Consider the following 25958-nt stretch of genomic DNA (forward strand, 5'->3'; position numbering starts at 1 on the left):
TCACCGCTAAACCAGCGGTGTTTTCAGCCTGCCCTGATCCGCCGTCTTGCCAAAATTTCCCGGGAAATCCTACACATCCGCCATAGTTTCAATCCAGGCGCACACAGGCCATCACCAAACCGCGAGCAGGGTTCGCCCGGAACATTCCGATGATCTACTCTTCAGCAGGACACGGAAACCGCGCTCGTATCAGAACAATGATTGGACTCTCATGACGCAAGATATCTTCGGCCAAGACAGCAGCCTGACCGATGCCGCCGCACAGCAGGATTGGAATTCCGTGCAGCTGGGAGTTCTTTCCCATGCTGCAGCGGCCGCTGATCACCTGGGCGCAGTGCTGAAGGCGGCGCCGGAATATGCCCTGGCCCATGCGATCAAGGGGCTGTCGCTCTTGATGCTGGGACGCTCTGAGCTGGTGCCCACGGCGCGCGCCGCGCTGCGTGATGCCAAGGCCTGTTACGAGGGCGCCCTCCCGCGCGAGCGCAAATACGTCGACGCGCTGGAAGACTGGCTGGCCGGCCGCCCCAGTCTGGCAATCCAGCGGATGGAACAAGTGCTGGCCGTCTTCCCTCAGGACACACTGGCGATGAAACTCAGCCACGGCATCCGCTTTATCATGGGCGACCCCGCGGGCATGCGTGCCTCGATCGAACGGGTGCTGCCGGCCTATGCGCCGGACCATGCCGGCCGCGGCTACCTCTTGGGCTGCCATGCCTTTGCGCTGGAGGAGACCGGCGAGTATGAGCGCGCCGCCAATGCCGGCCGCCAGGCCCTGTGGATGGCGCCGGATGACGCCTGGGGCCTGCACGCCGTGGCCCATGTGCATGACATGACCGGCAACGCCAAATCTGGCCTCGACTGGCTGCACGGCCGCGAGGAAGCCTGGGCGCATTGCAACAACTTCCGCTATCACGTCTGGTGGCATAAGGCGCTGATGCATCTGGACCTGGGCCAGATGGACGAGGCGATTGCGCTTTACGACACCGAGGTCCGCAAGGACAAGACCGACGACTACCGCGACATATCCAACGCCACCTCGCTGCTGGTGCGGCTGGAGCTGGAAGGCGTTGATGTCGGCAACCGCTGGGAAGAGCTGGCGAATCTCTGCGCTGCCCGCACTGAGGACGGCAGCCTGATTTTTGCCGATCTGCACTACCTGCTGGCGCTGACCGGCCACCGCAAGGAAGACGCCCACCGCCTGGTGCAGCGGATTCACGCCGACGCGGAGAAGGGCGGCAGCGAGGCGCGAGCACGGATGGCGGACCCCGGCTGCGCCGCTGCCGACGGGCTCGAAGCCTTCGGAGACGGTAATTACAAGGCCGCCTTTGCCCGTTTGTCCGCGGCCCGCGGCACCCTGCAGCTGGCCGGCGGCAGCCACGCGCAACGCGATGTTTTTGAACGCATTACCATAGACGCGGGAATCCGCTCAGGCCAGCTTGACGCGGTCGAGGCAATCCTGGAAGACCGCCGCGCCAAGCGGGGCGGCGCAGAGGACAATTACGCGCTGGCCCGCCGCACCCTGATCGCCGAGGCGCGGACCCAGTCTGGCGCCAAAAGCGTACCTGCCGAGTAAGACCTTCAAGGACCAGAAACCACAGATGTCCAGCATTGCGCCCTTCCCCGGGCCTCAGAAAGACCCTGCTGCCGCCAACCGCGCAGCCCCCCCGCCGCAAGCGGCGCAGCCGCGGGTGCGCGACCCGCGGCTCGACTTCTACCGCGGCATTGCGATGTTCATCATCCTAGTGGCCCATATCCCTGGCAACCGCTGGACTGGCTGGATCCCGGCCCGCTTCGGGTTTTCGGACGCGACTGAAATCTTTGTCTTCTGCTCCGGCATGGCCTCCGCCATCGCCTTTGGCAGCTCTTTCGACCGCCAGGGCTGGTGGCTGGGCACCGCCCGCGTCGCCTTCCGCTGCTGGCAGGTGTTCTGGGCCCACATCGGGCTGTTCTTCTTCCTGGCCATGTCGATGGCGGCGCTCGACCTTTATGGCGGGTTCGAGAAGAGCTATATCAACTCGCTGAACCTGGGCCATTTCTTCAAGGATCCGATGACCCAGATCGTCGGCATCTTCACCCTCACCTACGTGCCGAATTACTTCGACATCCTGCCGATGTACCTGGTGGTGCTGATGCTGATGCCGCTGATGATCGGACTGGAGAAGGCGGGGCTTTGGGCCGTGGCGGCGATGTCGGTGCTGATCTGGCTGACCGCCAACCCCTATTTGGCCGGCCTTGGCCCCAACGGCGTTTCGCTGCCGGCGGAACCGTGGTCTGACCGGGAATGGTTCTTCAACCCCTTCGGCTGGCAGCTGCTGTTCTTCACCGGCTTTGCCTTCATGAAGGGCTGGCTGCCAAAGCCGCCGGTTTCCAAGGTTCTGGTCGTGCTTGCCGCCGCCTTCCTGATCCTCTCGGCCCCGTACGGTTCCTGGAAAGTCTTCACCTGGGTCAAAGCCGCCAGCCCGGATCTGGCTGAGCTGATCAAACCCGGCCGCGACGCCATCGGCGAATGGCGCGAAAAGACCGACTTCGGCCTGCTGCGTTATGCCCACTTCCTGGCTCTGGCCTATCTGGGCTGGGTTGCGGCGGGCGAAGGGGGCAAGCGCCTGATCGCCACCGGCCATTCGCTGGGCGCGCGCCTCTGGGCGGTGCTGCTGAAGGTCATCACCAAGGTCGGCCAGCAATCGCTTGCCGTGTTTGTGTTCTCGATGGCCCTGGCCCGGTTCATCGGCTTTGCCCTTGACCAGACCGACCGCGCGGTTATGACCACGGCATACGCCAATCTGGTTGGCTTTTTCCTAATCATTGGCTGCGCTTACGGCGCTGCCTGGTTCAAGTCACAGCCTTGGAGAGCCAAGAAATGAGCTCTTTTTCCCGCCGTTCCTTTCTGGCTGCCGCGCTTGGCAGCACCGCCCTGTACGCCTTGCCGGGTCTGGCAAATGACACCCAGCCCTTCAGCCGCGAGGTGGTCGTGGCCAAGGCCCGCGCGCTTGCGCAGGAGGACTATGCCGAACGCCCGTCGGTGCCGCAGGACTGGCTCGAACAGTCTTATGACGACTACAAGGCCCGCTGGTTCCGCTCCTCGGACGCGTTGTGGTCCAAGACCGACCGCAGCTACAACGTGGATTTCTTCCTGCCCGGCCTGTACTTCCCGCGCCCGGTTCAAATCAACACCGTGACCGGCGGGCAAGCGCAGGCCGTGCCTTTCGACCTGTCGCTGTTCGACAAGACAGACAAGGCGCCCGAGCTGACAACCGATGGGCATCTGGGCTATTCCGGCCTGCGCCTGCGCACTGTTCTGGACGATCCCACCCAGAAGACAGAATTCTGTGTGTTCCAGGGGGCCAGCTACTTCCGCGCCATCGGCATCGGCAATACCTACGGGCTGTCCGCCCGCGGCCTGGCGCTGAAAACCGCGGATCCCGACGGTGAAGAGTTCCCGGAGTTCATCGAATTCTGGCTGGAGGCCCCTGCTCCCGGCCAGCGCGCAATGGTGGTCCATGCGCTGATGGACTCCCCCTCCGTCACCGGCGCCTACCGTTTCACCATCACCCCCGGCAGCAGCACGGTGATGGAGGTGGAGGCCACACTGTTCGCCCGCGAGGACCTGAACCACACGGGCCTGGCGCCCCTCACCTCGATGTTCCTGTTCGATGCCACCAACCGCAACCGCTTTGACGATTTCCGCCCTGCGGTGCATGACAGCGATGGCCTGCTGGTGGTCAACGGCAACGGTGAAACCCTGTGGCGGCCGCTGGCCAACCCCGCGCGGCTGCAGGTGTCGTCCTTCGTCGACGACAACCCGCGCGGCTTCGGCCTGATGCAGCGCGCGCGCAAGCTGTCGGATTTCAACGACCTGGAAGCCTTCTATCACAACCGCCCCTGCCTGTGGGTCGAACCCAAGGAGGACTGGGGCAAGGGCGCGGTCACCCTGGTGGAAATCCCCGCCGACAAGGAAATCTACGACAATACTGTCGCCTACTGGCGCCCGCGCGAGCCTTATGCCGCCGGATCGGAGATCAGCCTCAGCTACCGCCTCACCTGGGGCGCGGAGCCGGTGCTGCCGATGCCGCGGGTGATCGACACCGCCGAGGGCGCCCGCATCTTTGGCGGGCCGGGCCGGATCGTCACCATCGACTTCGACGCCCACCCCCTGTTCGAGGACGGGCCCGAGGCCCTTGACGTGCACATCCACTCTCCCCATGTGGCGGCCAGCGAAGGCGTGCTGCAGCGAAACCCGGAAACCGGCGGCCTGCGGCTCGCCTTCACCTTCGATCCCGGCGACCGGGATCACGTCGAACTTCGCGCCCAGCTCAGGAAGGACGGCAGCCCCGCCTCCGAGGTCTGGCTTTACAGGTGGACCGCATGACCGCATGTGATCTGATGCCCCCGGAGCAGCCTCTGGCGATGCCGGAACAGGATTTCAGCAAGGACTTCAGGGACGCTGCCGCCCCCGGCGGTGCGGCCCCCAGCCAGGTGGCGCTCTGGCGCCTGCTGGCCTTTTCGCCAGCCATGGCAGCGACGGGTGTGCTCACTTGGGTGATGCAGGGCTGGTTCGCCGACGGCGGCTTCTCGGTTCTGGAAATGATCCTGCTGGCGCTGATCGCCTTCAACTTCTTCTGGATCGCCTTCACCGTCTCCACCGTTCTCTTGGGCCTTTACGGCCTGTCACGCCGCGAAAAAACCGTGGCCCGCGGCCCCGCGCGCCCGATGAAGGTGGCGCTGCTGATGCCGGTCTACAACGAGGTGCCCTGGTATGTGCTGGGCAATGCCCAGACCATGCTGCAAGAGCTGCACGGCCGCGGCGGCCAGCATGAATATGCGATGTTCATCCTGTCGGACACACGCGACGATGCAATTGCCAAGCAAGAGCGCGACAGCGTCGAGGCCCTGCGCACCATGCTGCCGGAAGGCACGGAACTCTACTACCGCCGCCGCGCCGATAACGAGGGCCGCAAGGTCGGCAATATCTCCGACTGGGTGCGCCGCTGGGGCGCAGGCTACGAGGCGATGCTGGTGCTGGACGCCGACAGCCTGATGACCGGCCGCGCCATTGCCCGGCTGGCCGATGCGCTGGCCCGTGACCCCGGCGCCGGCCTGATCCAGAGCTATCCGCAGCTGATCGGCGCGCAGTCGGTCTTTGGCCGGATGCAGCAGTTCGCCAACGGCGTCTACGGCCTCGCGCTGGCCGAGGGCCTGGCCCGCTGGGCCGGGCACGAGGGCAACTACTGGGGCCACAACGCCATCATCCGCACCCGCGCCTTTGCCGCCTGCGCGGGCCTTCCGCTCTTGCGCTCGCGCTTCGGCGGCGGCGAGAAGCTGATCATGAGCCACGATTTCGTCGAGGCGGGCCTCTTGCGCCGGGCCGGCTGGTCGGTGCGCTTCCTGCCCCGCATCCGCGGCTCTTACGAGGAAACCCCCGCCACCCTGATCGACCACATCCTGCGCGACCGCCGCTGGTGCCAGGGCAACCTGCAGCACCTAAATCTGCTGCACGCCAAGGGCTTCCGCGCGATCTCCCGCTTCCACCTCTTTGCGGGCGCCATCGGTTATCTGATGGCACCGGTGTGGTTTGCGCTGCTGGTGCTGTGGGCCATCATCGGCCGCAGCGAAGAGGCGTCTGTCATCAGCTATTTCAGCGAAGCCAACCCCTTCCGCCCCAACTGGCCGGATATGTCGGAGCCCAGGCATGTGTTGGTGATCATCCTGATCTACGCGATGCTTCTGGCGCCCAAGATCCTGGCCGCGGCGGCGCTGCCGCTGACCGGCAGCCGGTTCTCGGAATACGGCGGCCCGGTGCACTTCGTGCTGTCCTTCCTGTCCGAGTTGATGCTGGCCATCCTCTATGCGCCGATCCTGATGGTGCAGCAGATGATCGCAGTGTTCCGCACGGCCCTGGGCCTGCAGCGCGGCTGGGAACCGCAGGCCCGCGACGGCGGCAGCTACGCCTTGCGCACGCTGATCACCTGCCATGCCCTGGAAACCGTCAGCGGCGTGGCGCTCTGGGCCGGCATCCTGTCGGGCACCGTGTCGCTGTGGCTGGCACCGATCGCGCTGTCGCTGGTGCTGGCGGTGCCGCTGTCCGCCTTGTCCGGCGTCAAGACCGTGAACCGCATCCGCCACTGGATGGCCACGCGGGAGGAGTTCACCGAACCCCAGATCACCCGCGCCGCCCGCGCGGCCCGCGCCGACCTGAAGGCGCTGCTGGACGGCAGCACCGCCCGCGGCACCCCGGCAGAGTAACCCCGGCGCGCAAGGGGGCACCTCCCGCGCCCGCAGGTCACCCCGGCTGCCCCGGGCTGACCTTGGCAGTCTTGGGCCCGGCGCCGCGCTGACGCGCGGCGCGGGTCCGCGAAACTAACAACACCTTCCACCACTGTAATAGCGCCGCCAATTCAGAGCTGCAGCTGCGCGCCCTCAGGGGCGCGCAGCCTGGCCCAACGCTTTGCCGCAAATCTCTGATTTACAGGTGAATGGGCGGGAGCGCACCGGTTCAAAAGGCGCTGCCCCGGGCGGTCAGCGCACGGCGGGTTCGTCCTCGAACCAATCGGCCATCCAGCCAGCCCAGCCCCCGGGCAGCGCATGGCCGCCGTCAAACAGAACCATCTCGATTTCAGCCCCCGGCCCGCAGTCCCAGCGGCGGCGCAACTGGCCGTCCTCCCGCCACGCTCTGTCCGGCGCATGGGAGGTGCAGCCATTGGCCTGCCGCCACAGCTCCAGCCCGGCAAAGACGTCGCCCTGCTCCCAGCGGCCGCCGCCGAGAGGCCGCCCCTCCAGCGGCACCACCTCATCGCGCCAGCCGTGGACCTGCAACAGCCGCACCGGCCCTGCGCAAGCCTCCGGCTGCGGCCGCCAAAAGGCCCCCGAAACCGGCGCATAAGCCGCAAAGGCTTCGGGATCGCGGCAGGCCAGGTAATGGACCATAAAGGCCCCGGCCGAGAACCCTGCCAGGACGGTCTGCGCCCCGGACGTGCCAAACCGCGCAGAGGCATCTGCCAGAACCGCGGCAAAGAACGCGCCTTCATCGCGGCCGTCATCAAAGGGGCCGAACCCCCAGCTTTGCGGACCAGCACCGCCCCGCTTGCGCCCCTCCGGCGCGATCAGCGCATAACCGCGCTGCGTCACCCCTTTGACAAGCGATTTGTTCTTCAGCACCTGCGCGCCGCTGCCGCCGTAGCCGTGCAGGAACATCACCACCGGCACCGGCACAGCGGAGGCCTCCGGCAGCACGATGTGATAGCGGCCATTCTGCACCTCGCAAGCCTCCGGCGCCGCGCCGCAGGCTGCCGCCGCTCCGCTGCCCCAAAACGCAATCAGCGCCGCAACCGCGGCCCCAGGCCTAAAACCTCTCATCACCCCTCCCACCGGGCCACCGGCAGGTTGCCTGCAATCCAGCCCGGTCCCGCGGCGGAGCCCAGCATGCCTTCGGGCACGTCGATCACATTGGTGAAGCCCGCGTCTGCCAGCGCCAGCGTCATCCGCGCCGAGCGCACCCCGCGGGCGCAGATCAGTGCCACCGGCGCGGCCCTGTCCGGCCCCGTCACCGCCTGCAAGGCGGCCAGGAAATCATCGCGCCGCATGTCGATCTGGTGGCTGCCCACCGGTACCCCGGACGCGCGCCATTCCTGCGGCGTGCGGATATCCACCAGGATAATGCCGCCGTCCCGGGCCGCGGCAAAGGCCTGTGCCGCGCTCAGCCGCGGCTGGTCGTGCGCGGGCGGCTGGCGGCGGTGCCACCAGTAGCCAAAGCCGCCTGCCGCCGCAGCCCCGCCCAGCAGCATCAGCCGCCGCGTCAGGTTGCCAGTGTCCGTCTGTGTACCGGGCTGTGTACCGGGCATTTTGCCTCCGCATCTCCATTTCCCGCCGCTGGATCGCGGTCCTGCCCCAAGATCTAGCAGCTTGGCCGCCGCCAATCACCGGAAATAGAGGGTTTCGGCCGGTCAAGTTCTTGTTATTGCGCACGCCTCCCCCAAATATAGGCGCAATAATCGTATCAATTCCGTCCCGGGGCTGCGGCATTCTTACCGTATCAGGGGCGGCGGGGGTGGTTCTGGGCTGAAAAATTGCTTAGCACTGGACCAAAAAACAACGACGCGCCAACCCGACAGGAGACCTGCACGTGTCCCTATTCCTGATTGCGGCCCTGCCCTTTCTCGGAGCCGTCTTCCCAGCGCTTTTGATCCGCGCCGGGCGCAATGCCGCGGCTTCGGCAGCCGGGCTGACAACCTTCCTCGCCTTCACCGGGCTGATGCTGCACATCCCCGCCATCTTCCGCGGCGAGACCGTTTTTGCTGCGGTGGACTGGCTGCCCGCCCTGGGGCTGAACGCCCATTTCTTCCTCGACGGGCTGGGCTTCCTGTTTGCGGCGATGATCCTCGGCATCGGCCTGCTGATTATCCTCTACGCCCGCTTCTACCTGTCGCGCGAAGATCCGATGGGCCAGTTCTACAGCTACCTCTTGCTGTTCCAGGGCGCGATGGTTGGTATCGTTCTGTCCGACAACATCCTGCTTTTGCTGGTATTCTGGGAGCTTACCTCGCTCAGCTCCTTCCTGCTTATCGGCTATTGGAAGCACCTGCCCGAAGGCCGCCAGGGCGCCCGCATGGCGCTGGCCGTGACCGGGTCCGGCGGGCTGGCGATGATCGCGGGGATGCTGATCCTGGGCCATATCGCAGGCTCCTATGACCTCAGCGTGATCCTGCAGAACAAGGACGCGATCCAAGCCTCGCCGCTCTATCTGCCGGCGCTGATCCTGATCCTGCTGGGCGCCTTCACCAAGTCTGCCCAGTTCCCCTTCCACTTCTGGCTGCCGCACGCGATGGCGGCACCAACACCAGTATCGGCCTATCTGCACTCCGCCACCATGGTGAAGGCCGGGCTGTTCCTGATGGCCCGCCTCTGGCCGGTTCTGGCCGGCACGCCGGAATGGTTCTACATTGTCGCCACGACCGGTCTTGTCACCATGCTGCTGGGCGCGGTGATTGCGCTGTTCAAGGATGACCTGAAGGCGCTCTTGGCGTTCTCCACCGTCAGCCACCTGGGCCTGATCACCATGCTCCTGGGGTTCGGCACCAAGTTCGCCGCGGTAGCGGCTGTCTTTCACATCATCAACCACGCCACCTTCAAGGCGGCCCTGTTCATGACCGCAGGCATCGTCGACCACGAGGCCGGCACCCGCGACATCAAGCGCCTCGGGGGCCTGCGACACCTGATGCCCGTCACCTTCACCATCGGCACGGTGGCGGCGCTGTCGATGGCGGGCATTCCGCCACTGAACGGCTTCCTGTCCAAGGAAATGATGCTGGAAGAAGCCTCCCATACCCTCTGGAACGGCTCGCATCTGATTGTGCCGGCGCTGGTCACCGCAGCGGCTGTGTTCTCCGCGGCCTATTCCTTCCGCTTCATTGCCCATGTCTTCCTTGGCCCCAAGCGCGAGGATTACCCCGGCCACCCGCATGACCCGGGCACCGGCATGTGGATCGGCCCCGCCTTCCTGGTGCTGCTGGTGGTGCTGATCGGCCTTGCCTCGGCCAAGATCGCAGGCCCGATGGTGGCCACTGCCGCCAGCGCGGTGATCGGTGGCGAAAAGCTGCCCTATTACTCGCTCAAACTGTGGCACGGGCTGACCCCGGCGCTGTATATGTCGATATTTGCGGTGATTGGCGGCGCGGTGCTGCTGGCCCTGCATAAACCGCTGGCCCGCGCCTGGGACGCCGCGCCGCGCCCCGAGGCCAAGGTGATTTTTGAGGGCCTTATCGGCGCTTTCACCCGCCTCAGCCAGGCAGTGACCGGCGGGCTGCACAACGGTGCCCTTACCCGCTACTCCGCGGTGATGGTCGCCTTCACTGTGGTGATTGCCTACCTGGCCTACCAGGGCGGCACCCTGGGCGCGCCGACGCGCAGCCTGCAGGAACCCGGCTTGCTGCCGGTGACCGGCTGGTTCGCCTTGGTTATTGCAACCCTTTTCATCGTGGTGAAGCACCGCAACCGCCTGTTGTCGCTGGTGCTGATCGGTGTGATCGGCCTGGTGGTCTCTATGGCGTTCAACTACCTCTCGGCGCCGGACCTGGCGCTGACCCAGATCTCGGTCGAGGTGGTGACCATCATCCTGATGCTGCTGGCGCTGAACTTCATGCCCAAGGAAACCCCGGTCGAAACCCCGGTCCTGACGCGTCTGCGCGACGGCGCCATTTCGGTTGTCGCGGGCCTGGGCGCGGGCGGGCTGATCTATGCGCTGCTGATGCGCGACTTTGCCTTCCCGACCATCTCGGACTTCCACCTCGCCAACTCCTACAAGGGCGGCGGCGGCACCAATGTGGTGAACGTGATCCTGGTCGACTTCCGCGGCTATGACACCTTTGGCGAGATCATCGTGCTGGGCATCGCCGCCATGGTGATCTTTGCCCTGACAGAGGCGGTGCTGGGCTCCCGCGTGCGCGCCTACCTCTTGAACCGCGAGCCGGACCTGCCGCAGGCGGGCGACAGCCATCCGCTGATGATGGTGGTGGCGACCCGGGTGATGATGCCGCTGGCGCTGATGGTGGCGGCCTATATTTTCTTCCGCGGCCACAACCTGCCCGGCGGCGGCTTTATCGCGGGCCTCGTCGCGGCGATTGCGATCATCATGCAGTACATGGCCTCGGGCTTTGCCTGGGCGACCGAGCGGCAGCGCTATCCCTACCACGCCATCATCGGCTCCGGCGTGCTGATTGCCGCCGCCACCGGCATGGGCGCCTGGTTCAACGGGATGCCGTTCCTGACCAGCGCCTTCGGCTATATCCACTGGGAACCGCTGGAGGAGTTCGAATGGGCCACAGCGGCGCTGTTTGACCTTGGCGTCTTCCTGGCGGTGGTGGGCGCGGTGCTCTTGGCACTGGAAAGCCTGTCGCGCTTTGCCTGGCAGCCGGGCATCAGCTCTGAACACGCGATGGACATCAACCCGGCCCGCGAGGACGCGGCCAAGACCGGGACGGAGGGATAACCATGGAACTTCTCGTCGCCTCGGCCGTGGGCATCCTGACTGCGGCCGGCATCTATCTGATCCTGCGCCGCCGCAGCTTCCCGGTGATCCTCGGCCTGTCGCTGATCACCTATGCGGTGAACGTCTTCCTGTTTGCCTCCGGCCGGCTGATGACCGCCGCGCCGCCGATCCTCAACAAGTATGAGGAGGTGGCCTATACCGATCCGCTGCCGCAGGCGCTGGTGCTGACCGCCATCGTGATCTCCTTCGGCATGACCGCGGTGGTGGTGATGATCGCGCTGGGGGCCTTCCTGTCCTCGCGCGATGACCGCACCGCCCTGCCCGCTGAGCCCGAAGGCGCGGGAGAGGACGCATGATGGAGCACCTTCTGATCGCGCCGGTGGTGCTGCCTGCCCTGGTTGCGCCGTTCATCATCATGGTCCTGCGCCACCACCTGGACCTGCAGCGGATCTTCTCCGTCGCCAGCGCGGTGCTGCTGGCCGGTGTAACCCTGGCGCTGGCGGCACAAGCCGCAGACGGCACCGTCAAGGTTTATGAGCTGGGCGACTGGCCCGCGCCCTTTGGCATCGTGCTGGTGCTGGACCGGCTGTCGGGCATGATGATCGTGCTGACCTCGCTTTTGGCGCTGCCGGTGCTGCTTTATGCCATCGGGTCGGGCTGGGACACCCGCGGCAGCAACTTCCACGCGCTGTTCCAGTTCCAGCTGATGGGCATCATGGGCGCCTTCCTGACCGGCGACGCCTTCAACCTGTTTGTCTTTTTCGAAGTGCTGCTGATCGCCTCTTACGGCCTGATGATCCACTCTGGCGGCACCCGCCGCTTTCAGGCCGGGGTGCAGTATGTGGTCTTCAACCTCCTTGGCTCCACCCTGTTCCTGTTTGCCCTTGGCACGATTTATTCGGTGACCGGCACGCTGAACATGGCAGACCTTGCGGTGAAGGTCGCGCAGATCCCGGCCGAGGATACCGCCCTGCTGCGGGCCGGCGCGGTGATGCTGCTTCTGGTCTTTGCCATCAAGGCGGCGCTGCTGCCGCTGCATTTCTGGCTGCCCTCGGCCTATGCCAACGCGCCGATGCCGGTGGCGGCGCTGTTCGCCATCATGACCAAGGTCGGCGCCTATTCGATCCTGCGCATGTACACGCTGGTCTTCGGGCCAGAGATCGCGGCGACCGCCGGGCTGACCGAAAACTGGCTGCTGCCCGCCGCGCTGCTGACGCTGATTGCCGGTGCAATTGGCGTGCTTGGCTCCAACAAGATCGGCCGCCTGGCCGCCTTTGGCGCCATCGCCTCGATGGGGACGCTGCTGATTGCGGTGTCGCTGTTCACCCAGACCGCCACCGCCGCCGCGCTCTATTACCTGGTGCATTCCACCCTGGCCGCAGCGCTGCTGTTCCTGGTTGCCGACCTGGTGATGGAGCGCCAGGGCGGCTGGATCCTGCCGCAGCTGCCGATGCCGCAGACCGGGCTGATCTCGGCGCTGTTCTTTGCCGCCGCCATCGCGCTGGCGGGGATGCCGCCGCTGTCGGGCTTCCTGGGCAAGCTGCTGGTGCTGGATGCCACCCGCGGCTCTGAGCTGGCCACCTGGATCTGGGCGGTGATCCTCGTCGGCTCGCTGATCACCATCATCGGCATGGCGCGCGCAGGCTCGCTGCTGTTCTGGAAAGGCCACGGCCTGCCGCCGGAAAACACCGATACCAGCGAGGAGCCGCCGCAGGAGGAGCCTGCCGCAAGACCGGCGCAGCTGCCGTTTGTCGCGTGTTTCGGGCTGCTGGCGGGGCTGGTGGCGCTCACCGTCTTTGCGGGCCCCGCCACCCGCTACGCCGAGGCCACCGCAGCGCAGCTCTTTGCGCCTGAGGCGTATATCGGTACCGTGCTTGGGGAGGAGGCGAAATGAAACTGTTCCGGCGGCTGCTGCCGCACCCTTTTCTGACGCTGCTGCTGACCCTCACCTGGCTGCTGCTGGTGAATGGCTGGTCGCTGAACTCGCTGCTTTTCGGCTTTATGCTGGGGGTGCTGATCCCGTTTTTCACCCAGCCCTACTGGCCCAACCGGCCGCGGCTCAGCAAACCGCTGAAAATCGCGGAGTACGTGCTGATCGTCCTGATGGACATCATCCAGGCCAATATCATCGTGGCCCGGATCGTGCTGTTCAAGCCTAACGCAGACCGCCGCCCCAACTGGATCACCATCCCGCTGGACCTGAAAACGCCCGAGGCGATCACCGCCCTGGCCGGCACCATCACCATGACCCCCGGCACCCTGTCGGCGGATATCTCTGACGCAGGCCACGCGCTTTTGGTACATTGCCTGGATGCCCCCGACCCGGACGCGGTGCGCGACGAGATCAAACAACGCTATGAGCGCCGGCTGATGGAGATTTTCGAATGATCGAAAACGCTGCCTATTTCGCCTTTGCCTGCTTCGCCCTGGCGATGCTGATGAACCTGTGGAAGGTCGTCACCGCCCCGGATATCGCCGACCGCATCCTGGCGCTGGATACCATGTTCATCAACGCCATCGCCCTGATGGTGCTCTATGGCATGGCGCTCGGGACAGAGATCTTTTTCGAGGCCGCGATGATCATCGCCATGCTCGGCTTCGTCTCCACCGTGGCCTACGCGCGCTTCATCCTGCGCGGCAACATCATCGAGTGAGGGGCAAAGATGGCAAGTCTGTTTGAATTTATTGTTGCCGCCTTCCTGGTGATTGCCGGGATCTTCGGCATCGTCGGCTCCTACGGCCTGATCAAGCTTAACGATCGGATGTCGCGCCTGCACGCGCCCACCAAGGCCACCACGCTGGGCGTCGGCGGGGTGCTGCTGGCCTCGCTGATCCACGCGGCAGTGTTCGAGGAATATGTCTCGGTGCATGAGCTGATGATCACTCTGTTCCTGTTCCTGACCGCCCCGATCACCGCGAATTTCATTGCCAAGGTGCATATCCACCGGCACGAGACCCGCGAAACAATGCCTTCGGCAGGTGTGGATGACCATTGGGCCACCCATGACAAACCGGAGGATGAGGAACAGAGAACCGCAGGCCGCCCGGACGCCGCGCAATAAGCGCAGCAACCCGGCCGGAACCGGCCCGCAGCACAGGCAGGATAGCATATGGACTCTTTGCGATTGCCGCTCACCCGCGATCTGGTGCTGATCGGCGGCGGCCACACCCACGCGCTGGTCTTGCGCAAATGGGGGATGCGGCCCCTGCCCGGCGCCCGGCTGACAGTCATCAACCCCGGCCCCGCCGCGCCCTATTCCGGCATGCTGCCCGGCTTTGTCGCAGGCCATTACACACGCGGGGAGCTGGACATCGACCTGGTGCGCCTGGCCCGCTTTGCCGGTGCCCGCGTGGTGCTGGGCGCGGCAGAGCATATCGACACCGCGGCCCGGCTGGTGCATGTGCCGGGCCGCCCGCCGGTTGCCTATGACGTGGCCTCCGTCGACATCGGCATCACCTCCGCCATGCCGGATCTGCCGGGCTTTGCCGAATACGGCATCCCGGCCAAACCGCTCGGCCGGTTCGCCGCGCAGTGGTCCGCCTTCCGCGATGGCAGCGGCCCCGCCCATGCCGCCGTGATCGGCGGCGGGGTTGCCGGTGCAGAGCTGATCCTGGCCATGGCCTTTGCGCTGAAATCCCGCGGCCGTCTGGCCCAGGCGACGCTGATCGACAGCGACCAGGCCTTGCGCGCCATCGGCGAGACCGCCCGCAGCAAGCTTCTGCGCGCCTTGGTCGAACACGGCGTCCGGCTGGAGGAAAACGCGCCGGTCGAACGGATTGAGGACGGCTATATCGTGCTGCAGGACGGGCGCGAGGTGCTGTCGGATTTCACCACCGGCGCCGCCGGCGCCCGCCCCTACGGCTGGCTCGCGAACAGCGGGCTTGACCTGCAGGACGGCTTCATCCGGGTCAGTGAAACCCTGCAAAGCTCTGCCGCCAATGTCTTTGCCGCCGGCGACTGCGCCCATCTGGATTTCGCCCCGCGCCCCAAGGCCGGCGTCTATGCAGTGCGCCAGGCCCCGGTGCTCTACCACAATCTGCGCAGCACCCTGACAGGCGACCCTCTGCGCAAATACCGTCCGCAAAAGGATTACCTGAAACTGATCTCCATGGGCGCCAAGGAAGCGCTTGGCGAACGCTTCGGCACCACGCTGTCGGGCCCCTTGATGTGGAGCTGGAAGGACCGCATCGACCAGGCCTTCATGGAGAAGTTCCGCGACCTGCCCGCGATGGACCAGCCGCCGCTGCCCGCCGAACACACGCTGGGGATGGAGCAGGCGCTGGGGGACAAGCCGATGTGCGGCGGCTGCGGCGCCAAGGTCGGGCGCGGCGCGCTGCTGGGCACGCTGGCCGGGCTCAGCAGCACCGGGCGCGAAGACATCACACCCCTGCCCGGCGACGATGCCGCGCTGCTGACCACCGGCGGCGTCAAACAGGTGATCAGCACCGATCACCTTCGCAGCTTCACCAATGATCCGGTACTGATGGCCCGCATCGCCGCCGTGCATGCGCTGGGGGACATCTGGGCAATGGGCGCGGAACCTCAGGCGGCAACGGCCAACCTGATCCTGCCACGCATGTCGCCGGAATTGCAAACCCGCACCCTGCAGGAAATCATGGCAGCCGCCACAGAGGTCATGCAATCGGCCGGCGCCGCCATCATCGGCGGCCACACCTCGCTGGGGGATGAGCTGACCGTGGGCTTCACCGTCACCGGCCTCTGCCCCCGCCCGCCGATCACGCTTGCCGGCGCCCGGCCGGGCGATGCGCTCATCCTGACCAAACCCATCGGCTCCGGCGTGCTGATGGCCGCGGAAATGGCTGGCGACGCCAGCGGAGAGTGGGTGGCAGCGGCACTGGAGCAGATGAGCCAGCCGCAGGGTGAGGCCGCCCGCATCCTGCAAGGCGCCCATGCGATGACCGACGTGACCGGCTTTGGCCTGCTCGGCCATCTGCTCGGCATCTGCGAGGCGTCCCGCACAGGCGCGGACGTGTTCACCGGCCAGGTGCCCCTGATGCAAGGCGCCGCAGAACTGGCTGACCGCGGGGTCCGGTCCTCGCTGCTGCCCGCCAACCAGGCGACGGTGCCGGAGCTGAAAACCACCGGCTGGCAGGAGCTGCTGTTCGACCCGCAAACTGCGGGCGGGCTCTTGGCGGCGGTGGCCGCAGATCAGGCCGGCGGCCTGCTTGAGCACCTGCACGCCGCCGGATACCCGGCGGCCCTCATCGGCAAGATCACAGAAGGGGCCGGCGCCATCACCCTCAGCGCCTGACCCGCTGCGCGCCAGCGCAGCGCCGGGCCCAACGGGAGCGGGGCATCGCAGATGCCCCGGCGACGGGCGGGAGAACCGCCGGTCAGACGCGTGCCATGATCTCCGCAACCTGCGCCGCGGCCGCCTGCAGTCCGGACTCGTCCAGCGCATCAGCCTCCACCGTGGCAGCCACCTCCGCCCCGATCGCGGTCCGGGACTTGCGGTAGGCGGGATCGTAATGCTCCAGCATCAGCGCTTCAGTCAAAGCAGCCTTGTCCCCCGCCTCGATGCTGGCAAACCAGCCGTCCACCACAGCGCCGGAGCGATGGGCGCGCAACGGGCCCAGCTTCTCGCGCAGCCGCGCTGCGTCCGACAGGATGTCGTCATAGGCCGCCGCCAGATAGCGGCAGCGCGCCGCCACCGGCACCTGCAGCTCGATGCGGGGGGCCTGCTTCATGGCGTCCCAGACCGCCGGCGGGATGATCCGCTGGCCGATCTTGTTCGACTCGGCCTCCACCAGCACCGGGCGGGCGGGGTCCAGCCGCATCAGCGCCCCAGACACAGCGGATTCAAACCCCTTCTGCGACGGCTGCGGCGTCGGCATCTCGCCGAGAAGGGAGCCGCGGTGATTGGCCAGCCCCTCCAGATCCAGCACCTGCACCCCCAGCTGCGCCGCGCGGTTCAGCACCTCGGTCTTTGCCGATCCGGTATAACCGTCCAGCGCCACCAGCCGGTGCGGCAGAACGGTCTCGTACATCGCCTTGTGCACCAGGCGGCGGTAAGTCTGGTAACCGCCCTCCACCACCTCGGCACGCCAGCCGATCTGCTGCAGCATCCAGGTGAAGGACCCGGACCGCTGGCCGCCGCGCCAGCAATAGACCAGCGGCTTCCAGCCGCCCTCATGGTGGCTCAGGCTTTGTTCGATATGGTTGGCGGCATTGCGGAACACCAGCGCCGCCCCCAGCTTGCGCGCCCTAAAGGGGCTGTCCTGCACATAGATGGTGCCGACCTCGGCGCGTTCCTCGTTGTTCAGCACCGGCAGGCTGATGGCGCCCGGCACGTGGTCTTCGGCAAATTCCGCCGGGCTGCGCACGTCGATCACGGTGTCGAACCCGTGGCCGTAAAACTCTTGCAGGGATGTGAATGTCAGCGCCATGCCTTTGCTGTACCCCGCCCCCTGCGCAAGGAAAAGCCGCAAACGGCCCTCCTGCGGCAATAATACTTGCGCGCACTGCGCGCGGGGCAGTAAGGCAAACGAAGCGAACAGACCAGCCCGGGCAGAAGGCCCGGCGGCGCCACAGCGGCAAGGACCAGGACCGATGGACACCGACCCTTTGGACATACACGCTCTGCCCGGCCACCTGATCCGGCGGCTGCACCAGATCTCCGTCGCCCAGTTCATGGAGCGGATGGCTGATGAGGGGGTGGATCTGACCCCGGTGCAGTTTTCCGCCCTGGCCGCCATCCGGCGCCATCCCGGCATCGACCAGGCCTCAGTCGCGGGGCTGATCGCCTATGACCGCGCCACCCTGGGCAAGGTGGTGGACCGGCTGGCGGACAAGGGCCTGGTGGCGCGCCGTGTTTCCGCTGCGGATCGCCGCGCCCGCGAAGTCAGCCTGACCCGCGACGGTGAGGAGCTGCTGGACCGGATCCTGCCGGTTGTTCAAGCCGCCCAGCCCGCGATCTTCACCGGCCTCACCGAGGCGGAGCGGGAAATCTTTGTGGCCCTGCTGCGCAAAGCAACCCTCGCCGCCAATGAGCTGAGCCGGGCGCCGCAGCGCGACCTGCCCGGCAGCCAGGCGGCCGAATAAGCGCTCAGATCAGGCGGCCGCGCGGGGTATCGCCGTCCTCAAACGGCTCGATCAGCTCAGGCCCCCCGGCCCGGTTTGAGTTCACCGCCGGATCAACCCGGTGATAGTCCAGAACACCCTCCGCCCCCGGCTGCATCAGCGCTGCGGCGCCGCGACCCTCCTCACCCAGCCACTTGCCCCAGTCCTGCGGCTCCAGGATCAGCGGCATCCGGTGATGGATCGCCGACAGCCCCTCATTGGCCGCGGTGGTGACAATGGCGCAGGTCTTGACCGGATCGTCAGATCCCCAGCTTTGCCAGACCGCTGCGAACGCTATCGGCGCACCATCGCTGCGGTGGATATACCAAGGCAGCCGGGCGCCGTCCTCCGCCTTGGTCCATTCATAAAAACCGGTGGCCGGGATCAAGCAGCGCCGCTCCCGGGCTGCGGCGGCAAAGGCGGGCTTTTCCGCAATCGTCTCGGCCCGCGCGTTGATCAGCAGCGGCCCAGCGGTTTCCGCCTTGTACCAATGCGGCAGAAACCCCCAGCGCATGGCAACCAGCTGCCGCCCCGCTTCGCCCGCCTGCACCGCATGCACAGCGTTGGTCGGGCAAACATTGAAGTTCGGCACCCGGGGAAGATTGTTGGCGGGCTGCGCCGCAAACAGCTGCGCCATTGCATCCGTGGGCAGGGTTATGGCAAATCGTCCGCACATGCTGATTTCTAACCCAGGCCGCGGCGCGGATGCAAAGCCTCCCTGGCCCAACGGTTTTCAGCCGCCCCGACAGGATGATAGATAGGCCTCATGACTCTTCAGAACGATCTCCAGTCCGCCCTGGGCTTTCTCAACCAGGGCAAGTTCAAGCAGGCGCTGAAGCAGTCCAAGGGCGGCATGAAGCGGCACAAGAGCCACCCGGATTTTCCCAATATCGCCGGCATCTCCCTGTCGGGTCTGGGCAAACACCGCGATGCCGTGCCCTACTTCAAGAAGGCACTGGCGCTGGCCCCCGGCTTTCACGACGCGCGCAAGAACCTGGCGCAGACCCTGCTGTTCCTGCAGCAAGGCGAACAGGCGATGAAGCTGCTGGAGCGGGTGCTGAAGGATCAGCCCGGCGATCAGGCGGCGCTCTATCTTCAAGCGCAGGCGCATCTGGTGATGAATGCGCCCGAGGCCGCGATCGAGACCGCCACCGCAGCACTCGCCCGCGATCCGCGCCAGCCGCGGATGCTGCGGCTGCGCGCGACCGCCTGGAACACGCTGGGCGATGAAAAGGCGACGCTGGCGGACTATCAGGCGGCGCTCAAGGTGAACCCGACTGACGCCGACGCCCTGCAAAACGCCAGCCTGCTGCTGGCCCGCCTGATGCGGCAGGACGAGGCCACCGAAGCCGCGCAGAAGGCAGTTGCCGTTGCCCCGCAGAACATCGAGGCCCGCAGGCGCCTGGCCAGCCAGCTGATTTCCAACGGAGACGCTGCCGCCGCCCGCGGCCACTGCCTCGCGATCCTGGAGCTGGACCCCAAGGACACCCAGGTGCTGGAAATGCTGGCCCGCATTAGCAGCCGCGAGCAGAACGCCGAGCTGCTGCCCGTCGCGCAAAAGGCGCTGAAGGCCGCCGCCCCCCGCTCGCTCGACCGCGCCAACGTCAGCTTTGCCCTGGCCCGGATAGCCGATCAGGCAGGCGACAAGGACGCCTTTGCCGCCCATAATGACGAGGCCAACGCCTGCATGGCGGCGCAGAACCCCTATGACTATGAGGAAAGCGAACGCCAGTTCAGCCGGATCATGGCCGCCTTCCCGGCGGAGATCACCCCGGCGGACACCGCGCCCGAGGGCCCGCGCCCGATCTATGTCGTGGGGATGCCGCGCTCCGGCACCACACTGACAGAGACCGTGATCGGCCTGCACCCCGATGTGTTCCCGCTGGGCGAGCGCGGCGTGCCGGCTTTCCTGCTGCATCCCTTTATCGACAAGGATCAGGACTTCACCCCCGAAGCCGCCCGCAATTTCGTGACGGAAGACATCAGCCGCCTGCCGGAAATGCCCGAGGGCACAGCGGCCTATGTCGACAAGATGCCCGACAACTACCGCCTCTTGGGCCATCTCCTGACGGCTTACCCGGATGCACGGTTTGTTCATCTTTGCCGCGACCCGCGCGATGTGGCGCTGTCGATCTGGCGCGGCTATTTCTCCGGCAGCTCGCTGACCTATGCCTATGACCTCAAGGCGATGGCGCACCGGTTCAACCTCTACGGCCGGCTGATGCAGCACTGGCGGCAGGTGATGCCGGGGCGGATCTATGATTTGCGTTATGAGAGCTTCGTTACGGATATTGAGGGCGAAAGCCGCAAGCTGGCGGACTTCTGCGGTCTGGAGTGGGTCGAGGACATGGCCCACCCGGAACGCCACGAGGGCCAGGTGCTGACGCTGTCAAACACCCAGGTCCGCCAGACGGCGCACACGCGCTCAATCGGCAAATGGGAGAAATACGCCAATGTTCTGGCGCCCTTCATCGACGGGCTGGACCCGGAAATCTGGCCGGAAATCAAAGGGTAACAGGGGCTACTTGGTGTAAGTTTTGCGCGCGATCTCGATCCGCGCGTCCATCATCGACATCTCTTTCAAAATCTCCTGCCGGCGGCCGCGGTCGCCGGTCTCGCGCAGCTCCGCCCGCAAGCGCTGCAGCTCGCGCGACAGGTTCACGAACTCCGGCACCCCGCCGCTTTCGCGCACCAGGCGGTTGACCAGTTCATTCTCCGGGTCCTCGCATTTGGGCAGCGGCCTGCCGGCGCCTTGCAGATTGTCAAAGGCGCCGTCCTTCTCGGCGGCTTCGATGCGGGCATTGATGAGGTCAATCAGCGGGTGGTCCATGGCCCGCATTCTGCCACGCGTGCCGGCCTTGGGAAAGCCCCCGCCAGCCTGTTAACCAAGCGCCGGCGAAGGTTGCTATTCCCTGAAAATAATGCGGCAGCCCTCCTGCCCGAATGTTTCGCGCGCGAAACATTCGGTCCGGTCCGGACCTAAATGCCGAGGTTTATTTCACCCGTGAAATCCGCCCGTCGGTATAAGGCGTATAGGGCCCTTGCGCCGCCAGATACTCTGCCAGCACATCCGCCAGATCCGGGCCGAAGTCGTAGGCGTTCTTGTCGTCGCCCTCGAACATCGCATAGCCATCACCGCCGTTGCGGACGTAGTCATTGGTCACCACCACATAGGTCTTGGCCGGATCAATGGGCACAAAACCCTCGCCCTCTGCCACCATCACCTCGGTGACCCGGCCTTCGTTCGGCGCGGCAGAACTGTCCCAGCTGAATTTCAGCCCCGCCACCTGCGGGAAGCGGCCCTTGACATCCTCCACCTGGCTGACGCCGTTCTCCAGCGCCGCGACCAGCGTCTTGCCGTCGATCTGAAACGTCGACAGCGTGTTCTGGAACGGCAGGATGGTCAGCACCTCGCCCATGGTGACCTCCCCCGCATCCAGGCTGGCCCGGATGCCGCCGGAGTTGGCAATGGCGACGGTCACGCCCTGATCCTTCACCCGGTCGAGCATTGCATCGGCAACCAGATTGCCCATCGGACACTCCTGCACCCGGCAGACATCACGGCTGCCCTCGACCGGCTCCGCGGTCTCCGCCACCACCTTGTTGCGGATCTCATCCAGCGGCTGGGCCAGTTCGGCGATCCGGTCCAACGTGGCTGCATCCTCGCTGACGGCGGCATCCATGATCAGCGGCTCGCCCTCGGCGCTGACGACATTGCCCGCATCGTCAAATGTCACGCTCAGCTCACCCAGGAACTTGCCATAGGCATAGGCCTGCACGATCTGCACCCCGTTCACAACAGTCGGGTACGGCCCCGCGGCCTTCTCAGACGTGTTGGAGAGGTAGGTATTCGAGTGCCCGCCCACGATCACATCGACGCCTGTGGTCTCCGCCGCCACCCGCTGGTCCACGCCATAGCCGGAGTGGCTGAGCACCACGATCTTGTTCACGCCTTCGGCCGTCAGCCGGTCCACCTCCGCCTGCACCGCCGCCACCGGGTCGGAAAACTTCACGTTCTCGCCGGGGCTTGCCAGCTCATGCGTGTCCTCCGGCGTCAGACCGATAAGGCCGATCTTCTCGCCGCCGCGCTCAATCACCGTGGATTTCTTCAGCACATCCGCCAGCGCCGGTTCAGCAGACACATCGGCATTCGACATCAAGACCGGAAAGCCCACCGCATCCATGAACCCGCGCAGCACCTCCGGGCCGTCGTCGAACTCATGGTTGCCGACGGTCATCCCGTCATAGCCCAGATGGTTCATGAACTCCGCCGCGGCCTTGCCCTTGTAATAGGTATAGAACAAAGAGCCCTGGAACTGGTCGCCGCCATCCACCAGGATCGCATTCTCCGCCCGCGCCCGCGCGTCCGCAATCGCCGTCACAAGCCGCGCGGTGCCGCCAAAGCATTTCCCCTCGGCCTGATCCTCCGCATCGCAGGTGCTGTCGTATTTGTTGATCGGCTCAAACCGTGAATGGAAGTCGTTGGTGTGCAGGATGGTCAGCCTGTACTCCGCCGTAGACGCGCCGGCAGTCAGGGCCAGGGCTGCAACCGATGTGAGAATGCGTGCAATCATGAGAAGCGCTCCCGTTGTTCTGTTTTGACCAAGCCTGCGCCCAAAGCCCGCGCCGGTCAAAGGGGAAAAGCCGCCATCCGCCCTCTCCTGACGTCATCTTTGCACGGCCGCATACGGCCAATCCCCCTTGATTCCTTTGCAAACGCAGGGCATCAGGCGCTCATGCTGATTTACAAGATTTTCCGGGCGGACGAATGGGCCGCACTGCAGGCCGCGGGCGAGACCAGCGGCGCGCCGATTGATGTTGCGGACGGCTATGTCCATTTCTCCACCGCCACCCAGGCAGCGGAAACCGCGGCCAAGCATTTCGCCGGCGCCGAGGGGCTGACCCTGCTGGCCTGCGATGCCGATGCGATGGGCGATGACCTGAAGTGGGAGGTGTCCCGCGGCGGCGCCGAGTTCCCGCACCTTTACCGCAACATCCGCACGACGGACGTGGTCTGGGCCAAGCCGCTGCCGCTTGTTGAGGGCACCCATCAGTTCCCTGAGGAGATGGCATGAAGCTGACTGAAAAGCTGGCCCTGGCCGCAATGCACCGGTTTGATCCGGAGGCCGCGCACGGGCTGTCGATCAAGGCGCTGACCATGGGGCTGGCCCCGGCCCCCGGCCCGGTCACCTCTCCCCGGCTCAAGACCACGCTGGCGGGCATTGATCTGCCGAACCCGGTGGGCCTCGCCGCAGGCTATGACAAAAACGCCGAGGCGCTGGTTCCGCTGGCGAAGTCCGGCTTCGGCTTCATCGAGGTTGGCGCCGCCACCCCCCGCCCGCAGCCCGGCAACCCCAAGCCGCGCCTGTTCCGCCTGACCGAGGACAAGGCCGCGATCAACCGCTTCGGGTTCAACAACGAGGGCATGGAGGCGATTGGCATGCGCCTCTCCCAGCGGCCGCGGGATGCCGTGATCGGCCTCAATCTGGGCGCCAACAAGGACAGCGCCGACCGCGCCACGGATTTTGCCAAGGTGCTGGCCCATTGCGGCGCGCATCTGGACTTTGCCACGGTCAATGTCTCCTCCCCCAACACCGAGAAGCTGCGCGACCTGCAGGGCAAGGCGGCTTTGTCGGCGCTGCTGGCGGGGGTGATAGAGACCCGCGACAGCCTCAGCCGCCGGGTGCCGGTGTTCCTGAAGATCGCCCCGGATCTGGACCGCGCCGGGATCGAGGACATTGCCGCCGTCGCCGTGGAAACCGGCATCGACGCGGTGATTGCCACCAACACCACCCTGTCCCGCGACGGGCTTCACAGTGAACACAAGGGCGAGGCCGGCGGCCTGTCCGGCGCGCCGCTGTTTGAAAAATCCACCCGGGTTCTGGCGCAGCTGTCGGACCTGCTGGAGGGCCAAGTGCCGCTGGTCGGTGTCGGCGGCATCAGCACGGCGGAACAGGCTTATGCGAAGATCTGCGCCGGGGCCTCAGCCGTGCAGTTCTACACGGCGATGGTCTATGGCGGGTTGTCGCTGGCGGGCGATATTGCCCGCGGGCTGGATGAATTGCTGGCCCGCGACGGTTTTGACAATGTCGCGCAAGCGGTTGGCACGAAACGGAAGGACTGGCTGTGATCACCTATTGGCATAACCCCCGCTGTTCGAAATCCCGCGCCGGTCTGGCGCTGCTGGAAGAGCGCGGCGGTGACGTGCAGGTGCGGCTCTATTTGCAGGACACGCCCTCGGTTGAGGAAATCAAGCAGGTGCAAGCTGCGCTTGGTGTTTCTGCGGTGGAGATGATGCGGACGGGTGAAAAAACCTTCAAAGAGCTGGGTCTGAGCAAGGACAGCCCGGAGGACGACTTGCTGGCGGCGATGGCCGCGCATCCGATCCTGATCGAGCGGCCGATTGCGATCCAGGACGGCAAGGCGGTGATCGGACGCCCGACCGAGGCGATCGAAGCGCTGCTGTAACCGTTTCCCGGCGCGGGAAACTGCCAAAGATCCTGGGAGGATTTTTTGGCGCGAAGCGCCGGTTTTCCGTGCCGGAAAACGAGCCGGAAGTCTTACAGACTTCCGGGCGGCTCAGGTGCCCACCTGCGCCTCCAGCCGCGGATACCGCAATCCCAGCGTCACGCCGCGCGCCACATTCAACACCATCAAAGACGCCCACAGGCCGTGGTTGCCGAACGCTGGCACCAGCACCAGCAGCGCCAGCACGTAGACACCCACCGCCTGCACCATCGCCCGCCGCATCTCGCGGGTCCAGGTGGCACCGATGTAGATTCCGTCGAACATGTAGCTCGCCACGCTCAGCACCGGTGCCAGCACCGCCCACAGCAAGTAGACGCGGCCCGCGTCGCGCACCTCCGGCGCTGTGGCCATCAGGTCGATCACCGCAGGTCCTGCCAAGGCAAACCCCGCCCCCATAAGCACCGCCCCGCCGGTGCTCCATTGCGCGGCAATCACCGCCGCCCGGCGCAGCCTGGCGCGGGCGCGGGCGCCAACCGCACCACCCACCAGCGCTTCGGCGGCAAAGGCAAAGCCGTCCAGGGCAAACGCGGTGACCGACAGGAACTGCAGCAGGATCTGGTTGGCCGCCAGGTTCACGTCACCCACGCCAGAGCTGATGAACAGGAAGGTGGTGAACGACCCCGTCAGCAGCACCGAGCGCACCATGATGTCGCCATTCACCTGCACCATCCGCCTGAGCCGCGCCGCGTCGAACACCCGCGCCCAGTTGCGCCACTGGTCGCCCGCAAACGCATCGCGGCACAGGTACAGCCCCAGCGCCAGCCCGGTCCATTCGGCAATCAGCGTGGCCAGGGCGACACCCTCCACGCCCCAGCCGAGGCCAAGCACAAACCACAGATCCAGCACGATGTTCAGCCCGTTCATCCAGACCTGCAGCAGGAACACGCCGCGGGTGCGCTCGACCGCGATCAGCCAGCCCGTGACGGCATAGAGCGCGATGGTGGCAGGCGCGCCCCAGATGCGGACCTCCAGATAACCGCGGGCAAGGGTTTCGACCTCGGGACTGGCAGGCGCCAGCGCGAAGGCGCCCCAGAACACCGCGGCCTGGGCGATGATGAACAGCGCCCCGGCAGCAAAAGCCAGCAGCAGGCCGCGCATCAGCAGAGCCCCGGTTTCGGCCCAGTCCCCCGCGCCGCGCGCCTGAGCGGCCATCCCGGTGGTGCCCATGCGCAGGAAGCCGAAGATCCAGTAAACCGCCGCCAGGATCGCCGCGCCGATGCCGACCGCGCCAATCGGGGCGGCCTGCCCCATCTGCCCGACCACGCCGGTGTCAACGGCGCCCAGGATGGGGACGGTGGCGTTCGACAGCACAATCGGCAACGCGATTCTAAGCACCCGGGCGTGGGTGATGTCCGTATCCGCGCTGCTCAT

Annotated in this window: 23 protein-coding genes; 16 read left to right on the forward strand and 7 right to left on the reverse strand. The window is 66.0% G+C overall.

Annotation, left to right across the window (positions count from 1 at the left end):
* Positions 1–211 precede the first annotated feature (211 nt).
* From CAER_RS0125330 to mdoH, 4 genes are read left to right on the forward strand one after another with little or no spacing between them, the layout of a single operon-like run.
* Complete coding sequence (locus CAER_RS0125330) at positions 212–1573, forward strand: tetratricopeptide repeat protein (RefSeq protein WP_027237985.1); 1362 nt, start codon at positions 212–214, stop codon at positions 1571–1573.
* A 25-nt stretch (positions 1574–1598) separates the two neighbouring features.
* Positions 1599–2861: an OpgC family protein gene (locus CAER_RS0125335; protein WP_027237986.1), complete on the forward strand. Its 1263-nt coding sequence runs from the start codon at positions 1599–1601 to the stop codon at positions 2859–2861.
* Positions 2858–4366: a glucan biosynthesis protein gene (locus tag CAER_RS0125340; RefSeq protein WP_027237987.1), complete on the forward strand. Its 1509-nt coding sequence runs from the start codon at positions 2858–2860 to the stop codon at positions 4364–4366. Before CAER_RS0125335 ends, CAER_RS0125340 begins: the two co-directional genes overlap by 4 nt.
* Positions 4363–6240, forward strand: a complete 1878-nt coding sequence (mdoH, locus tag CAER_RS0125345; RefSeq protein ID WP_027237988.1) for a glucans biosynthesis glucosyltransferase MdoH — start codon at positions 4363–4365, stop codon at positions 6238–6240. Before CAER_RS0125340 ends, mdoH begins: the two co-directional genes overlap by 4 nt.
* Before the next feature lie 273 nt (positions 6241–6513).
* Here the strand turns inward: mdoH and CAER_RS0125350 are convergent, their stop codons facing one another.
* Both CAER_RS0125350 and CAER_RS0125355 read right to left on the reverse strand, forming a co-directional pair.
* On the reverse strand, positions 6514–7350 hold the full coding sequence (locus CAER_RS0125350) for a CE1 family esterase (RefSeq protein WP_036798021.1): 837 nt from the start codon (positions 7348–7350) through the stop codon (positions 6514–6516).
* Entirely contained in the window at positions 7350–7835 is a 486-nt protein-coding gene (locus tag CAER_RS0125355; RefSeq protein WP_051357890.1) for a rhodanese-like domain-containing protein, read from the reverse strand. Before CAER_RS0125355 ends, CAER_RS0125350 begins: the two co-directional genes overlap by 1 nt.
* Positions 7836–8116: 281 nt before the next feature.
* Here CAER_RS0125355 and CAER_RS0125360 point away from each other — a divergent pair, with 281 nt between their 5' ends.
* Genes CAER_RS0125360 through selD form a run of 7 tightly spaced genes read left to right on the forward strand, consistent with a single transcriptional unit; the run spans position 8117 to position 16251 of the window.
* Complete coding sequence (locus tag CAER_RS0125360) at positions 8117–10978, forward strand: monovalent cation/H+ antiporter subunit A (protein WP_027237991.1); 2862 nt, start codon at positions 8117–8119, stop codon at positions 10976–10978.
* A gap of 2 nt (positions 10979–10980) precedes the next feature.
* Complete coding sequence (locus CAER_RS0125365; protein ID WP_027237992.1) at positions 10981–11334, forward strand: Na+/H+ antiporter subunit C; 354 nt, start codon at positions 10981–10983, stop codon at positions 11332–11334.
* A complete protein-coding gene (locus CAER_RS0125370; RefSeq protein ID WP_027237993.1) occupies positions 11334–12872 on the forward strand; it encodes a monovalent cation/H+ antiporter subunit D in 1539 nt (512 codons plus the stop codon). Before CAER_RS0125365 ends, CAER_RS0125370 begins: the two co-directional genes overlap by 1 nt.
* Positions 12869–13366, forward strand: a complete 498-nt coding sequence (locus tag CAER_RS0125375; protein WP_027237994.1) for a Na+/H+ antiporter subunit E — start codon at positions 12869–12871, stop codon at positions 13364–13366. Before CAER_RS0125370 ends, CAER_RS0125375 begins: the two co-directional genes overlap by 4 nt.
* The gene (locus CAER_RS0125380) at positions 13363–13632 is read left to right on the forward strand and encodes a K+/H+ antiporter subunit F (protein ID WP_027237995.1); all 270 of its coding nucleotides are present in this window, start codon (positions 13363–13365) and stop codon (positions 13630–13632) included. Before CAER_RS0125375 ends, CAER_RS0125380 begins: the two co-directional genes overlap by 4 nt.
* A 9-nt stretch (positions 13633–13641) precedes the next feature.
* Entirely contained in the window at positions 13642–14040 is a 399-nt protein-coding gene (locus tag CAER_RS0125385) for a Na+/H+ antiporter subunit G (protein ID WP_027237996.1), read from the forward strand.
* A gap of 48 nt (positions 14041–14088) precedes the next feature.
* A complete protein-coding gene (selD, locus tag CAER_RS0125390; protein WP_027237997.1) occupies positions 14089–16251 on the forward strand; it encodes a selenide, water dikinase SelD in 2163 nt (720 codons plus the stop codon).
* Between the two features lie 82 nt (positions 16252–16333).
* Here the strand turns inward: selD and mnmH are convergent, their stop codons facing one another.
* Positions 16334–17386 carry a tRNA 2-selenouridine(34) synthase MnmH gene (gene mnmH / locus CAER_RS0125395; protein WP_027237998.1) on the reverse strand — a complete coding sequence of 351 codons (1053 nt, stop codon included), beginning with the start codon at positions 17384–17386 and terminating at the stop codon, positions 16334–16336.
* A gap of 163 nt (positions 17387–17549) precedes the next feature.
* Here mnmH and CAER_RS0125400 point away from each other — a divergent pair, with 163 nt between their 5' ends.
* A complete protein-coding gene (locus CAER_RS0125400; protein WP_027237999.1) occupies positions 17550–18041 on the forward strand; it encodes a MarR family winged helix-turn-helix transcriptional regulator in 492 nt (163 codons plus the stop codon).
* Positions 18042–18045: 4 nt separating this feature from the next.
* On the opposite strand, the gene CAER_RS0125405 is transcribed toward CAER_RS0125400, so the two are convergent.
* Entirely contained in the window at positions 18046–18735 is a 690-nt protein-coding gene (locus CAER_RS0125405) for an SOS response-associated peptidase (protein WP_036798058.1), read from the reverse strand.
* 90 nt (positions 18736–18825) lie between these two features.
* On the opposite strand from CAER_RS0125405, the gene CAER_RS0125410 reads away from it, so the two are divergent.
* Complete coding sequence (locus CAER_RS0125410) at positions 18826–20574, forward strand: tetratricopeptide repeat-containing sulfotransferase family protein (protein WP_027238001.1); 1749 nt, start codon at positions 18826–18828, stop codon at positions 20572–20574.
* Between the two features lie 6 nt (positions 20575–20580).
* Here the strand turns inward: CAER_RS0125410 and CAER_RS0125415 are convergent, their stop codons facing one another.
* Complete coding sequence (locus CAER_RS0125415) at positions 20581–20889, reverse strand: DnaJ family domain-containing protein (protein ID WP_027238002.1); 309 nt, start codon at positions 20887–20889, stop codon at positions 20581–20583.
* 163 nt (positions 20890–21052) lie between these two features.
* A complete protein-coding gene (locus tag CAER_RS0125420; RefSeq protein WP_027238003.1) occupies positions 21053–22633 on the reverse strand; it encodes a bifunctional metallophosphatase/5'-nucleotidase in 1581 nt (526 codons plus the stop codon).
* Positions 22634–22795: 162 nt separating this feature from the next.
* On the opposite strand from CAER_RS0125420, the gene CAER_RS0125425 reads away from it, so the two are divergent.
* The 3 genes from CAER_RS0125425 to arsC are packed head-to-tail and all read left to right on the forward strand — an operon-like array spanning position 22796 to position 24527.
* Positions 22796–23134 (forward strand): DUF952 domain-containing protein, encoded by a 339-nt coding sequence (locus CAER_RS0125425; protein WP_027238004.1) that lies wholly within the window; start codon positions 22796–22798, stop codon positions 23132–23134.
* Entirely contained in the window at positions 23131–24189 is a 1059-nt protein-coding gene (locus tag CAER_RS0125430; RefSeq protein WP_027238005.1) for a quinone-dependent dihydroorotate dehydrogenase, read from the forward strand. Before CAER_RS0125425 ends, CAER_RS0125430 begins: the two co-directional genes overlap by 4 nt.
* Positions 24186–24527, forward strand: coding sequence for an arsenate reductase (glutaredoxin) (gene arsC, locus CAER_RS0125435; RefSeq protein WP_027238006.1), 342 nt, complete (start codon positions 24186–24188; stop codon positions 24525–24527). Before CAER_RS0125430 ends, arsC begins: the two co-directional genes overlap by 4 nt.
* Before the next feature lie 111 nt (positions 24528–24638).
* On the opposite strand, the gene CAER_RS0125440 is transcribed toward arsC, so the two are convergent.
* Entirely contained in the window at positions 24639–25958 is a 1320-nt protein-coding gene (locus CAER_RS0125440) for an MATE family efflux transporter (protein WP_027238007.1), read from the reverse strand.

Source organism: Leisingera caerulea DSM 24564 (assembly GCF_000473325.1).
Classification (GTDB): domain Bacteria; phylum Pseudomonadota; class Alphaproteobacteria; order Rhodobacterales; family Rhodobacteraceae; genus Leisingera; species Leisingera caerulea.